Source organism: Acinetobacter sp. WZC-1, assembly GCF_052544965.1.
Genome location: NZ_CP199370.1, coordinates 607,276 through 619,531 on the forward strand (window position 1 = coordinate 607,276; position 12,256 = coordinate 619,531).

At 42.9% G+C, this 12,256-nt stretch carries 15 protein-coding genes and 1 tRNA gene; 6 read left to right on the forward strand and 10 right to left on the reverse strand.

Annotation, left to right across the window (positions count from 1 at the left end; translation table 11 throughout):
• Positions 1-139 precede the first annotated feature (139 nt).
• From ACT6PV_RS02850 to queA, 3 genes are all read right to left on the reverse strand, one after another.
• Positions 140-706 carry a LemA family protein gene (locus tag ACT6PV_RS02850; protein ID WP_445114987.1) on the reverse strand — a complete coding sequence of 189 codons (567 nt, stop codon included), beginning with the start codon at positions 704-706 and terminating at the stop codon, positions 140-142.
• Positions 707-734: 28 nt separating this feature from the next.
• Positions 735-1,760: a hypothetical protein gene (locus ACT6PV_RS02855; protein WP_445114988.1), complete on the reverse strand. Its 1,026-nt coding sequence runs from the start codon at positions 1,758-1,760 to the stop codon at positions 735-737.
• 126 nt (positions 1,761-1,886) lie between these two features.
• Positions 1,887-2,927, reverse strand: a complete 1,041-nt coding sequence (queA, locus tag ACT6PV_RS02860; protein WP_445114989.1) for a tRNA preQ1(34) S-adenosylmethionine ribosyltransferase-isomerase QueA — start codon at positions 2,925-2,927, stop codon at positions 1,887-1,889.
• Between the two features lie 209 nt (positions 2,928-3,136).
• On the opposite strand from queA, the gene ACT6PV_RS02865 reads away from it, so the two are divergent.
• Together ACT6PV_RS02865 and ACT6PV_RS02870 are read left to right on the forward strand one after the other, a co-directional pair.
• Positions 3,137-3,223 (forward strand) — tRNA-Leu (locus ACT6PV_RS02865).
• A gap of 187 nt (positions 3,224-3,410) precedes the next feature.
• On the forward strand, positions 3,411-4,478 hold the full coding sequence (locus ACT6PV_RS02870) for a tyrosine-type recombinase/integrase (RefSeq protein WP_445114990.1): 1,068 nt from the start codon (positions 3,411-3,413) through the stop codon (positions 4,476-4,478).
• A gap of 73 nt (positions 4,479-4,551) precedes the next feature.
• Here ACT6PV_RS02870 and ACT6PV_RS02875 read toward each other — a convergent pair whose 3' ends face one another.
• The 5 genes from ACT6PV_RS02875 to ACT6PV_RS02895 all read right to left on the reverse strand — a co-directional run bounded on the left by ACT6PV_RS02875 (position 4,552) and on the right by ACT6PV_RS02895 (position 9,169).
• The gene (locus ACT6PV_RS02875) at positions 4,552-4,839 is read right to left on the reverse strand and encodes a hypothetical protein (RefSeq protein ID WP_445114991.1); all 288 of its coding nucleotides are present in this window, start codon (positions 4,837-4,839) and stop codon (positions 4,552-4,554) included.
• Positions 4,840-4,968: 129 nt separating this feature from the next.
• On the reverse strand, positions 4,969-5,397 hold the full coding sequence (locus ACT6PV_RS02880) for a DUF2528 family protein (protein ID WP_445114992.1): 429 nt from the start codon (positions 5,395-5,397) through the stop codon (positions 4,969-4,971).
• A gap of 214 nt (positions 5,398-5,611) precedes the next feature.
• Positions 5,612-8,338, reverse strand: a complete 2,727-nt coding sequence (locus ACT6PV_RS02885) for a toprim domain-containing protein (RefSeq protein WP_445114993.1) — start codon at positions 8,336-8,338, stop codon at positions 5,612-5,614.
• A 5-nt stretch (positions 8,339-8,343) separates the two neighbouring features.
• Positions 8,344-8,739, reverse strand: coding sequence for an ogr/Delta-like zinc finger family protein (locus ACT6PV_RS02890; RefSeq protein WP_445114994.1), 396 nt, complete (start codon positions 8,737-8,739; stop codon positions 8,344-8,346).
• A 253-nt stretch (positions 8,740-8,992) separates the two neighbouring features.
• On the reverse strand, positions 8,993-9,169 hold the full coding sequence (locus ACT6PV_RS02895) for a hypothetical protein (RefSeq protein ID WP_445114995.1): 177 nt from the start codon (positions 9,167-9,169) through the stop codon (positions 8,993-8,995).
• A 103-nt stretch (positions 9,170-9,272) separates the two neighbouring features.
• On the opposite strand from ACT6PV_RS02895, the gene ACT6PV_RS02900 reads away from it, so the two are divergent.
• The gene (locus ACT6PV_RS02900; protein WP_445114996.1) at positions 9,273-9,632 is read left to right on the forward strand and encodes a helix-turn-helix domain-containing protein; all 360 of its coding nucleotides are present in this window, start codon (positions 9,273-9,275) and stop codon (positions 9,630-9,632) included.
• Between the two features lie 13 nt (positions 9,633-9,645).
• Complete coding sequence (locus tag ACT6PV_RS02905; protein ID WP_445114997.1) at positions 9,646-9,858, forward strand: hypothetical protein; 213 nt, start codon at positions 9,646-9,648, stop codon at positions 9,856-9,858.
• On the opposite strand, the gene ACT6PV_RS02910 is transcribed toward ACT6PV_RS02905, so the two are convergent.
• Positions 9,844-10,155: a hypothetical protein gene (locus tag ACT6PV_RS02910; RefSeq protein ID WP_445114998.1), complete on the reverse strand. Its 312-nt coding sequence runs from the start codon at positions 10,153-10,155 to the stop codon at positions 9,844-9,846. The genes ACT6PV_RS02905 and ACT6PV_RS02910 overlap by 15 nt on opposite strands.
• Positions 10,156-10,659: 504 nt before the next feature.
• Positions 10,660-10,896 (reverse strand): hypothetical protein, encoded by a 237-nt coding sequence (locus ACT6PV_RS02915; protein ID WP_445114999.1) that lies wholly within the window; start codon positions 10,894-10,896, stop codon positions 10,660-10,662.
• 530 nt (positions 10,897-11,426) lie between these two features.
• Between ACT6PV_RS02915 and ACT6PV_RS02920 the strand changes: the two genes are divergently transcribed.
• Positions 11,427-11,888, forward strand: coding sequence for a WYL domain-containing protein (locus tag ACT6PV_RS02920; RefSeq protein ID WP_445115000.1), 462 nt, complete (start codon positions 11,427-11,429; stop codon positions 11,886-11,888).
• Between the two features lie 28 nt (positions 11,889-11,916).
• A complete protein-coding gene (locus ACT6PV_RS02925; protein WP_445115001.1) occupies positions 11,917-12,246 on the forward strand; it encodes a DUF2511 domain-containing protein in 330 nt (109 codons plus the stop codon).
• Positions 12,247-12,256: the final 10 nt, after the last annotated feature.

Here is a 12,256-nt window from a genome sequence, read left to right on the forward strand (position 1 = left end):
GAAAATACAGATAAACACCAGCATTCCGGCGCTTAAGTTTGTTATCCAGGCGGAGTGCTGAAGCAGCAGATCTGAAGTATGGGTTGAGTCGTTTGTTGCTGGTCAACCCTGTGATGTTGCCATCATCTTTATCAGCAGGCTAAAAATCAGGTCGATAATTAAAGTTCTGCAGGGTGATGGCATCGGAAAATGGACGAATCGGTTTCTTTGCCAGCGTTACGGTATTGACTAAATTATTCGGGAAAATCTGAATGGTGTTGTTGAATTCTTCCACATTGCGGTTAAAAATGGTGATGGCTGCACCGACGTTTTCATTTTGCTCCTGAATATCATCCATCATTTTGACATAAAGGCTATCTGCTTTTAATTCCGGATAGTTTTCAACCACCACGTTTAAGCTGCGCATTAAATCCTGCCCCAGTTTTTCAATATGCTGTAACTGTGAAACATCGGTGGTGTTCATGTTCAGATTCAGAATCTGCTGACGTAATTCAGTAACCTTTTCCAGTGTGGACTGTTCAAACTGGGTATATTGCGCCAGGGTCTGTTCCAGGCTTTCCAGTGTTTTGACTTTCTGGCGTTCGAAATTGGCCACTTCTGCCCAGGCCCGCCGGGTGGCATTGAAATACCGGACAATATTATTGCGGATGGAAATACCCCAGATGGCCAATATGACGAATATGCCAATAAAAACGAATAACCCCATGTACTTTATTCCTGCTATCGTTTGTTTATTATGAAATTAAGTTTAGCATGCTCTGTCTGAATTGTTCATATTCCGGCAGGGTCAGGGTGCGTAAATGTCCCCTGAGCATGGAAATATCCCGAATCTCCCGCTTTTTACCGGACATCCGTAACAGATCCTGATCGCCTATATAGCATAGAATATTTTCCTGAAAATGATAGATCAGCTCACCGGAATATTGTTGAAAAAAATCACTCAGTTTCAGGGTCAGACTTGGACTGATGGTCCGGGCCAGCTGATGCGGGTCCAGACCGAAAATATGCAGCTGCTGATTGGCCAGAATATCACTGGTCTGCCAGCGCTGGGTATAGGGTGCAATAAACGCATCGTGCTTATTACTGGCGGCAATACCGAGTGCCGGCATCTGAAAAATAAAGGCACCCCATTGGTCGCGCTGGGTTTGCCTGATGCGTTGTCTGGTGTGACTGGTTGTGTGAATGGCCAATTCATTGACATAGCGGTACTGAAACAGCATGAGCTGATGCTCCGTTGTACCATCATGCCAGCAGCCTGAGGCAAACTGAAGCATATCATTGCTGACATTGCCCTTTGAAAATAAGGGGAAAGCCTGTTTCAGTCTGCTCAGCACCAGCAATGGACTGGAGGTGGCGGATAGATGACCGGGGGTTCTGTTGAACTGCAGATTGTACCGGAGCATCATCATGCGTTGCTCCAGGAACAGAATCACTTCCTCTATGGGGTCATCACTTTCGTACATCAGATAAGCAAGAAAACAGCACAGTAGCCCAGCCAGCAGACTCAGTGGGTAGGGCAGATAATCATGAATCAGCCAGCCGAAAAGACCCGTCAGTACACCACCCATAACCAGCAGGCGGGGCAGATTATTATAGAAATATAGATGCTTGCTTTCCATCCAGGGATGCAGAGCGTCCAGAATGTCCTGGTGCGACTGTGCCTGTTGCCCAATGTCCCACAGTCGGGCAATATTGCGCATTACCTGTTGATTTTTACCTGTCCTGATATGCAACAATCGCTGGATGGTGTGAAGGGGCATGGCAATGCACTACGCTGTGATCAAACGGAATCAAACAAAGCATAAACGCAAAATAAGTCATTGTGAATAAACAGCTATTTATATTTTAGCTTATATTTTCAGTCGAATGTCCGATGATCAGCGGTTCTACTGCATTGAAGCCCGGTCAACCAGCATGGCATCGCCATAACTGAAAAACCGATACCGACTGTTGATGGCATGACGGTAAGCATTCAGGATATTTTGCTGACTGGACAATGCTGCAACCAGCATTAATAAAGTGGATTCCGGTAAGTGGAAATTGGTAATTAAACGATCCACCACACAGAACTGATAACCTGGATAAATAAAAATCTGAGTATCTCCAGTCCATGCACCAACCCGTCCACCACAGGCCTGTGCAGCACTTTCCACCGCCCGTGTTGCGGTTGTACCCACGGCAATGACCTTATTACCCCGTGCCTGGGTTTGCTGAATCAGCTGTGCAGTCTGTTCCGGGACATCACACCATTCACTGTGCATGACATGATTTTCAATCTCTGTGGTACGTACCGGCAGAAAAGTTCCGGCGCCGACATGCAGGGTGACAAATGCCGTATTTACCCCTTTTTGCTGCAGCTGATCCAACAGGTCCTGATCAAAATGCAGGCTTGCAGTCGGTGCTGCCACACTGGCCAGTTTGGCAGGATCGTTAAAAACGGTCTGATAGCGTATGGTGTCAATATCTTCTGCTTCACGGTTGAAATAGGGTGGAATTGGCAGCTGACCATACTGATCCAGCACCTGTAAAATCGGCTGGGAAAATTCAACAATAAACAGATTTTCATGACGACCAGTGACAGTGATCCGGACCGCACCTTCTCCAATCAGCAGTTCTGCGCCAGGCTTGGGTGAATTACTGGCTTTAATATGACAATGTGCAATGGTCTGATCAAAAATTCGCTCAACCAGAATTTCAACAGCACCGCCTGTTGCCCGTTTTCCCTTCAGGCGTGCCTTCATGACCCGGGTGTCATTTAACACCATCAGATCGCCGGCTTCGAACAAATCCACAATATTACCAAAGTGCAGGTCTTCATAATGGCCATCTGCTTTTAAATGCAGCAAACGTGAAGCACTGCGACGATCCAGTGGATAACGGGCAATCAGCTCATCGGGGAGCTCAAAATTAAAATCAGAAAGTTGCATAACGGGATCGGTGCTGACAGGACAAAGAAAAAACAGCGGCTAGTATAATCTTTTTTTAACAGATGGCGGAGTCTGATGGATAGATCATTTCAGATAGAAGTTGATGATTGAAAACTTTGTGATTTAAAACCAGGCAATTACCGGACTTGTCGCCGATAATGAAGTTGACAAGAGAAAGAAACACGCTATCATACGCAACAGCAACCCTTCCCGGGGTGGTGAAATTGGTAGACGCGGCGGACTCAAAATCCGCTGTCAGAGATGACGTGTCGGTTCGAGTCCGACCTCCGGGACCACATATAGCGTTGCACAGAATGCTTAAAACCCTCAGGCCTTGATACATAAAGGCCTGAGGGTTTTGTCGTTTCTAGGTGTGTGGTTTTTTTAGGGTATTATTCTGTATTTCCGGGTATAAAGTTCCACACTTTTTCCACATTATTATTGGATGTTTTGGGGTGTAAAGTTATTGGGAATCATTGATTTATGAGTTTGTCTATTTATCAGCTTGAAAATGGCAGCTGGCGAGCGGACCTGAGTGCCTATAATCAGCGTAAAAGTAAAGTCAAAAAAACAAAGGCTGAAGTTAAAAGGTGGGCTGCAGAAACGGAACGGGAATTTTTCCTTAATTACTCGACCGCAGTGGCTTTAAATAAAAAGATTGTTTTAACTGTACATGAAGCCCTGAGCCGTTATTCAGCTGAAGTCTCTATGCATAAGGCAACGGCCAAAAAAGAAATCCAGCGGATTAAGTATTTCCAGGAACATCTGCCGTATGTGGACTGGCCATTGACTGATTACCGCCATGAGTTCTTAAAACAATGGGAGAATTCCGTCACTAAGAGATCCATACGACCACTGAAGGCATCCAGTGTGCTGCGTGATTACTCCACACTGTCTGCATTTTTTAACTGGTGCAAAATGGATAAAGGGTGGATTGACTTTAATCCAGTTGCGAATATCCGGAAGCCAAAAAAGCCGGAGCATAGAGTACGCCGGACTGAAATTGAAGAACTGGAAGCTATTCTGGCTGCACTTAAATATGTACCTGGTACGATACCTGCCACAAAAATGCAGGAAGTAGGTCTAATCTGGCTGATTGCCATGGCCACCGGGATGAGATCCGGGGAAATTGTGAACAGGCCTTTGTCTGATGTATTTCTGAATAAGCGATTCATTCGTTTACCAATTACAAAAAATGGCTCTGCACGGAATGTACCGCTTGATGATTTTTCTCTGCAGCTGTGGTCACTGGCCCTGCAGATTGATCGTAAAAATTCACCCAAAGTATTCACTGTTTCTGACTCTTCCAGGGATACATTATTCAGGAAGGCCCGTAAAAGTGCTGGACTTGAACATGCTGATATTACATTTCACGATTCACGACATGAAGCGGCATCATTGATGGCCAGGCGTATTAAAAATGCGCTGACTCTATGTAAAATTTTTGGATGGAAGGATCCAAAACAGGCATTGACCTATTATAATCCGACAAATGACGAAATATTGGAAGAGTTGAATCAGACTTCAGGCTTAAGCAGATTATTGGCATAAGAAAAGCACCCTTCAAGTTATACTATAAGTGTCTAACTTTCGGGGTGCAGTTCATTCCTTGGTGGCTAAGTTCTTAATTATATTTCACATAGCTTTTGTCAAAAGCCATACCGAATTTAATAACATCAGTGGCTTTCCAGCGGTGAACAGTACGTTCACCATCTACCGAAGTCGGTAGTTCCCGGCTGGGTGGAAAGTTTGGGTTTTTCATAATATGTCTTTTTGTATAGTCTTCTGAATATTTGAAGTACTGCGCAATGTCCTTTTCACTCCATAGCTGATGCTCAATAGGTATAATCGGTTTATCATCAATAAACCTAGCCATTTTCAGAAAAATTTTTTCAATCATTTTGTCATTCATGACTATCCCCTAAAATAAATCCGGCTGTTGGGCTGATGCATTAATCCAGTGTGCTAAACGATATTTACCACCGTGGTAACGGATTAATGGGTGCTTAATTGCGGTAGATTCAGGAGTATTCCGCATTGCTTAACCCTCCACCGTTACAGGATTAAATTCAAAATCTTCATCTCTTACATGGTTTTCAAAATAGAGTTTGGTTATTTGAAAACAGTCTGATAGCCAGCCTTCTTCATGAAAAATAGAATTAACACCATATTTTTCATGCAAAGAATTAGAGTTGTTTTCATAACACCACCAGAAAACAACATTTCCAATCATTTTTAGTATTACAGCTACAATATCTCCGTTATTTTCATTGAGGCGGTCTTTATGGCAAGACCAAAAATTATTGTGTTCATGCAGCATGTTATCGGTACATTTAATGATGACTGTGAATTCAAGTTCACAGGTATCTTCATGCCAATGGTTTAATCTGACTTTGTAGGTACGTGGCTCGCACTTCAGATATTCTGGAATTTTCGCTTGTGGTGTTTTTACGTTAGAATCGTTTTGCATAACTTCTCTCCGTTGTTGTGTGGCACATACAGAAGCGGCAACTTCTGTATGTGTGTTAAAAATTAATAATTAGATGAAACCTGACAGATCCATCCGCAGCGACACTCCCATTGTCCAGATGGATTTCCTGTATGGGATATGCCAATTGAATGGATGGAGGCTTCACAGCGTTGACAGATAAGGTTTGTCTGAACTGGTGAAAATCTTTTTATCTTCATGTGTTTGTTCCACTCTGGTTAAAATAGGGGTTTGAGAAAATCCAGCATTTCACGACACGTTCTTTGATCGGACTTTCCACATTTTTGACGTCATCAGCAGGGAAGTTTTTAGACTTCACCGGCTTGTTCATTTCAATAAATTTATAGCGCCGGCTGGAGCGCAGCAGAGCTCGCATTTCAGTGATGTCCGGCAGGCTCTGATAGTTACGTGCAGCGACTTTGTAGACTTCATTCAGATTGATTGCGATGCTCTGCGCGTTTGCATCGTGATGATTTAAATTGAATGTGGCACTACGGCTGATATTTAAGTACTCGTAGGCATCCCAGAACTGCTGAACGTGTGGGTGATCATTACCCAGTTGTTCCATCCGTTCCCGGGCCATTTCTTCAAGAATCCGTTTGGCGTCACAGATTTCATCCAGGTCAATCACACCATTTAAAACATGCTGTTCCAGGGCATCTATCATGGCCGATACCTGGGCATGACAGAGTGCGATCCGGGTGTGTGTGATGCCATTGCGGTGGAATTCTTCCTCCAGTTCCCTGATTCTCTCAGCATAGGTCTGAAGGATTTTTTCTTCGCTCTTCAGACAGTGCGTCATATAGGTACAGGCATCTTCAAGTTCGATTCGGGATAAACGGTCGGCAATGCGTTTTTTATCCAGATTGTGGCCTTTGGTGGTCACGGTAATATGCAGCGTCCGGGATAGAATCGCTTCAGTTGCCTGAATGGGGGTGTTCTGACTGATCATGATTGCACCGCGAAATGGTGGCTCATAGGTTTCATTACCAGCCGTCTTTAAGCCTTTAGAGCGGATTGCACGGCCATTGAATGCATCCTTCAGTTCATCCCAGCTGAATTTACTTTTCTGACTGATACCTTGCTGGTCGTTACGGTCACCTTCAATCAGTACAATCGGCATATTTGATGCCTGGGCAAAGTTTCGGTAAATTGCCACGCTGGTGGATTTGTTCGGGTCAAAGCCTTCATAGGCTTCACGGCCACTGAACTTCCAGAGCAGCTCGAGCAGTGTGGATTTTCCAGCACCGGCCTGACCGACAAACTCAAAGAATGGGTATGACGAGTTCATTGCACGGATCTGTTCTGCAAAGTAAGAACCGGTCCACCATGCAAGAATAATCAGACCGTTGGCACCATTTAATGTGTAGTAGTCTTTCCACCAGGTTGGTTTGAATTCTTTCTTTGGATTGATATGAATCACGGGGCTATTGGCTAAGCTTTTTAATTCCTTTTTGCCGGTCCTGAAAAAATCATGTTCATTTTTGTGGATAACCTGACCCTTATGCACAGCGTACTGGTCAAAGATATAAGTCTGGTAATCTTTGCTGTAGCCAATAAAATCAATGGTTTTAACTTCACGTAATTTTTCGGTTTTACGCTTGATGAATGTTTCAAGCTGCTGATCTGATCCCGTCCACATTGCGCCGGATAGAACTGACATCACCCGGGGTTTGAATTTGCTGCGTGATGCCATGTGATCTGCTGTAAATGTGGTTTTGACTTCGCCCCAGGGACTCTGCAGATGAAAGTAATACCAGGACTCATCGGTGATTTCGTTGCGCTGGAAATACAGGGGTTCCAGCTGGGCATTACAGATTTCCTTTGCAGATGAACAGGTTTGTAATGCCTGGATCCGAATCTCTTCATCACTGAGCATCTGATCCTGTTTGCTTTCTTCGACATATTGCACTGCTTTGTTGTACTTCTCATAATCCAGTTCCCACCAGTATGTCCGGAAACGATGATTAAAAAAGAACTTACTGAGATTGCTGTCATAAAAGTTATAAATCAGCAGACCGGCTTCTTCCGGTGTTTCAGCAATCTGCAATTTGCCATAATGAATATATGTATTCTGGTGTACGGGGGTAAGCCGGTCATGCTGGAGCAGGTCATTCCAGTCGAGTGACTTACCATTGACCGGGGCAGGAGGCAGGGCTGCGGTAGAGATCCAGCCATCGTCAAGGGCATGCCTGTGATGTTTCGGTAGATATTTCTTCCCGGCCTGGTCGTTATCCAGGGCCCATACCAGGCGTGGGCGCTGGCAATTCAGCTCAAGACAGCGTTTTTTGATTTGATCAAGAATGACGCTCGGATAATTGCCACTGTTCATATTGCTGATGCTGCAGAGTTCAGATTGTGACAGGGCAATGCTGTTAAAAATACCTTCCGTAATCCATATGCTGCCGGTCTGACACAAGTCATCCAGTTCATGCAGTGTCCAGTGCAGTCCGGTCCATTTGCCGATGAAATTGGCTTTTTGCCGCCCAAAACGGTCGGGTCGGTCGATGATACGCTCCCAGTAAATTCCACTGGCCAGCTGGAAGCGCACAGTTGCACTGACGAGGTTTTTATTTTTGGGTGACTGGAATAGTTCCTGGGTATAACGGCCTTTCAAATTGGTTAATTCAAAACCACGGCCTTCACGTAAATAGGCATCTGCAGCAGCATTTGGATTTTCCGGTGTTTTGGGATGATATTCGGACCAGTCTTTAAACAGGTCTTCGCAAATATCTTTAACGTGTTCTTCATAGCCACATTTGTTAATCCGGCCGCATTTAACCATGCGTGGTGTAATGGCATGGGTATACAGCTCCTTTTCATTGCAGTTGGGGCATAGGCCGCGACGGTACCATTCCCCGACTTTTTTAAAATTAAAGAGTTGATTAAGCCTGTCATCAATACGACGTTGAAGGTCCATCATTCAGCCTATAAAAGTTTAATTTGTTGAAGTCGCTGACGGTATGTCTGCGCTCGCGTCAGGTCGATGGTTGAAGCATGAAACAAGGCTGAAATAAAACCTTCGACATAATTCTTTTGTTCATCTGCGATTTCAGGCAGCAGTTCCAGGCTTTTGAGCTGGTGTTCCAGTTCAAGTTCCCACTGCCGTTTATGCTGTGGCAATCCGGTCTGGACGTCAGGATTAGGATTAATACTGTTCTGAATTGGGCGGACCATTTCCAGGCTGGCGGCAAAACTGGCCAGGCAGTTTTCGTTACGGCACTGAACAATCAGTTCGTGCAGCAGTGGTGATGGTTTTTTCCGGCTGGATACATGCATTCGTGTGCCGCAGTGTGGGCAATAGAAGCCAATAGATTTACTCATCGTTCAATTCCTTTCCGAATTTTTTAAACGACCTGGAGTAATCACATCTGATACCTGAATGTGAAAATGAACCAGTGTCCTGCATGTCAGCTCCCGACACTCACCTGCATAACCACGCGGTCCGACTGCAGTAATCACAGTCCCCAAAATGTTTAAAGGCTCTCCGCAGTTGGGACAGCAAATAAAATCATTTTTAATGTGTATTTTTGTTAACGGCATTCCCATTTTCTGTGATTGCCTAAAAGTCCAAAGCCTAAAATGTTTTTGCATTTTGGGAGGAAGTATTGGGTAGTTTCGATTCAACCAATGCCTTGATCCATTCATTGAGGGACATATTTTGTTTTGCAGCCTCAATACGGGCAAGGTGTTTGTTTTCAATGGATGTACGGAAGCTGATCTGAACTTCTTTCTGGGGATGCTGGGTTTGCATAAGTTTTTCCTTTAGTCACAGTTTTTAAACTATGGTGAATAGAGAACTTTGTTAATATGTTATCAATGTGAGTTTATATTATCCCATTTGGGATAATTTACATATGGATTTATCTAAAATGGTTAACGAAATTATCAATAATAGAGGCGATCGTCTTCGTTCAGAACGATTAAGACTTGGTCTTTCTCAATCTGAATTTGCAGGCTTATTCGGTAAAAAAATTATGACGGTTTCCCGTTATGAAAAAGGTATGCGGGAAATGGGGGTGGATGATCTGGAGGCGTTACATCGGGCGGAAGTGGATATATGGTTTGTATTGACTGGTGAACGGACTCGTTCTGATTTGCTAACAGATGAAGCTAAGGAGCTGTTGTTGTTGTGGGATCAGGTGGAACCTGCACAGCATGAAACTTTACTGACTTTGGTACGGAACTTTGCTGAAAGTTTTAAAATTAAAAACTAATACAGGAATTGATATGACAGACATTAAGCCGTTGATTAAATTTGAACGTGGAAATATGAATGATTTCACAGATTATTTATTGGTTGTTGCTATGAATATTGAGGATGGTTTGCTTACAGCAGGTGCAGTCCCCAATGTTGACTACACCTATCTGGATTTGATTAAATTGGCACAGCCTTTCGCTTTAGAAGCCATGAAAGGTGATAAGCCTTTAATCTTGTTTTAATGTTGCGTAATAACGCTGTTCTAACTCCTCTAAGTTGGTGGGAGAAATCCTTCCATTCTCTGAAGCTTCAAAATTAATATTAAGTTGCTGACATAAAAATCTGTATCTACCAGCCATTGTCATATTATGTGATTGCTGTGGTGAATGCGTAGTTTTCATCAATTCAAGGATTTGCTGTTGAATAAAATACAAGGTGCTTGATACAGATTCTCCTGTCAGTGTGTCACAGTTTTCTGTGGCTTCTATCAGTAAGTTTAAATGATTATTTAATAATTCAAGCCGTGTCTGATTTTCCATAAAAATTTCCTCTTATTTGTTTACTTCATAAAACCATTATTTATATGGTCTGAAAGATTATTGAATAAGGCCCAACTTATGTCTGTATTTTCCAGAATCAAAATAGCCTGAACTGCTGAAATACTCAGATTGTAGGTTTGATATTGCTCGTTGTAATGGTAGTCAATGTTGTCCCTTAACCTGGACCATACGATATTTGTTTCAACAAATGTTTTATATGAAACGTCAGGAGTGATTGCTCTATACAGCTGTCTGGAACTGACAAAGAACTGGCGCTTTTTACTGACCGGGTTCTGAATTCTGATGATTAGTTTTTCAATGGTCATAGATCGTACCCTCCACGATAACTTTCGATATAACAGGCCTTACATCTGGCCGTCCATTGCTGGCTGCCATGCCGTAAGCCGTTTTTATAGAAAAAATCCTCATCAAAAGGCCAGTACTGATTGCAGCAGGTACAGCGTTTTTCTGTTCCTAAATCAGTTTGTATATAAGTCCGTATATTCACTGGCTTTTACCCCCATGCGGCAGGTGTAAATACATGTAGATAAAGCCATTGATCAGGGTTTTATATTCTTCAGCGCTGATCAGTTCAAGTTGATGAAGTGCCGTCAGGACACCGTCCAGATGATAGTAATCATGGGTGAACTCACGATGGGTAAATGCGGATCGCAGCGATTTACTTATCTGGTCGGCAATCAGTTCCTGAACGTTTTCGATGGAAATATTCAGAGTCGTCATGGTTTATCTCCGTTTACAGGAACGAAGATAATTTTTAATCTGAATGCTTAGGTTGGGTCTGGCGAAGTCCGGAGACTGCAGGCGCTGGATGCAGAGCTGATCCAGGTTAAGGCGTGGTTGTGCAGATGTCGCACTTTTATTCTGAGTGTTCATAGTCGTTTACTCTTTGATAAGTTTTGAACCTACCTCCATTCTTTCCTACGGAATGGGGGCAGACTAGACAGGGGTAGGAAATACCGCTCAAAGATGCACGGCCAGCACAAAGCTGCCCTGCCTAGCCCACCGTAACGACTGACTAAACAGTAAGCAAAAAAATAGCCGCATAAGCGACTTTTGATTGCGCTCTTTGATAATAAAACAGGTTCCTACGCCTGTTCACAGATTTTGCTGTGATTTTCAAAATATAGCGGACTCTTTTTTTTTATGCAAGTTTTTTCGGAATAGGATGAATGGAATGTACTTCTTTTGTGAAAATGCTGTAAATTAAACATTGTTGGATTTCATGCATTATAGCAATCAGGGGATAAGGTTTGAAAAAAGTACTGCATCTTTTATTTTTATTCTGTGGACTGATTTTTCTGCCCGTTTTATTCATCATTTCATTGGTTAATTCAGAATTATATAAAAAAATAACGCAGAAAATGCTGGACTTTGAAAGTAGTTATTTTGATGTAAAAGATAATACTGAAAATAGTAATGACAGTGTGATCAATGAAAAGAAAGCATTAAATAAATTGGGTTCGTCAAGGTCAGTCGTGGAAATACACTATGACGATTACAAAGATAATTTTTCGATTCGTAAAGTTGAAGTGATCAGGACTTATAAGGATGGAAGGCATTGGTATGTAGATGCCAATTGTCAGTCTGCCAAAGCTGAACGTACCTTTCGGATAGATCGAATTGATTTCCTGACTCAGAAGGCTCCTGGTTCAAATGTTTCATTGAGTGATAAAAAAGAAATTCTGAAATATTTACAAAAGTTCAGAGGCTGATGTTTTATATAAATGAGGGTTTTTTGAAATGAATAAGTTTGTATTGCTGATGGTATTTGCACTTTTGGGCTGTTCAGGGGCAAATACTCATAAACAGGATGAAGCGCTTGGAGTTTCAGTGGTTAATAATCAGTTTGGTGAGAATTGGGCATTTTCTGTTGAATATGGAATGATTGAATGTAAACCGGGCCAGCAAGTTATTTTTACAACTCCTGCTGGTGAATCCTATGCCCTGAATGGTGTAGCAAATAAGAATTATCCGCGGATTAACCCGGTTTGGATTGATAATCAAAATATCCCTGGGACAAAGGTCAGCCTTTCTCCATTTATTGAGATTGGCCTAAAGCAGTGTAAATAGGGAAGTATCA

Coding starts and splice junctions, on each gene's coding strand:
- ACT6PV_RS02850 (WP_445114987.1), bottom strand. CDS start 706: ATGGGGTTATTCGTTTTTATTGGCATATTCGTCATATTGGCCATCTGG.
- ACT6PV_RS02855 (WP_445114988.1), bottom strand. CDS start 1,760: ATGCCCCTTCACACCATCCAGCGATTGTTGCATATCAGGACAGGTAAA.
- queA (WP_445114989.1), bottom strand. CDS start 2,927: ATGCAACTTTCTGATTTTAATTTTGAGCTCCCCGATGAGCTGATTGCC.
- ACT6PV_RS02870 (WP_445114990.1), top strand. CDS start 3,411: ATGAGTTTGTCTATTTATCAGCTTGAAAATGGCAGCTGGCGAGCGGAC.
- ACT6PV_RS02875 (WP_445114991.1), bottom strand. CDS start 4,839: ATGAATGACAAAATGATTGAAAAAATTTTTCTGAAAATGGCTAGGTTT.
- ACT6PV_RS02880 (WP_445114992.1), bottom strand. CDS start 5,397: ATGCAAAACGATTCTAACGTAAAAACACCACAAGCGAAAATTCCAGAA.
- ACT6PV_RS02885 (WP_445114993.1), bottom strand. CDS start 8,338: ATGATGGACCTTCAACGTCGTATTGATGACAGGCTTAATCAACTCTTT.
- ACT6PV_RS02890 (WP_445114994.1), bottom strand. CDS start 8,739: ATGAGTAAATCTATTGGCTTCTATTGCCCACACTGCGGCACACGAATG.
- ACT6PV_RS02895 (WP_445114995.1), bottom strand. CDS start 9,169: ATGCAAACCCAGCATCCCCAGAAAGAAGTTCAGATCAGCTTCCGTACA.
- ACT6PV_RS02900 (WP_445114996.1), top strand. CDS start 9,273: ATGGATTTATCTAAAATGGTTAACGAAATTATCAATAATAGAGGCGAT.
- ACT6PV_RS02905 (WP_445114997.1), top strand. CDS start 9,646: ATGACAGACATTAAGCCGTTGATTAAATTTGAACGTGGAAATATGAAT.
- ACT6PV_RS02910 (WP_445114998.1), bottom strand. CDS start 10,155: ATGGAAAATCAGACACGGCTTGAATTATTAAATAATCATTTAAACTTA.
- ACT6PV_RS02915 (WP_445114999.1), bottom strand. CDS start 10,896: ATGACGACTCTGAATATTTCCATCGAAAACGTTCAGGAACTGATTGCC.
- ACT6PV_RS02925 (WP_445115001.1), top strand. CDS start 11,917: ATGAATAAGTTTGTATTGCTGATGGTATTTGCACTTTTGGGCTGTTCA.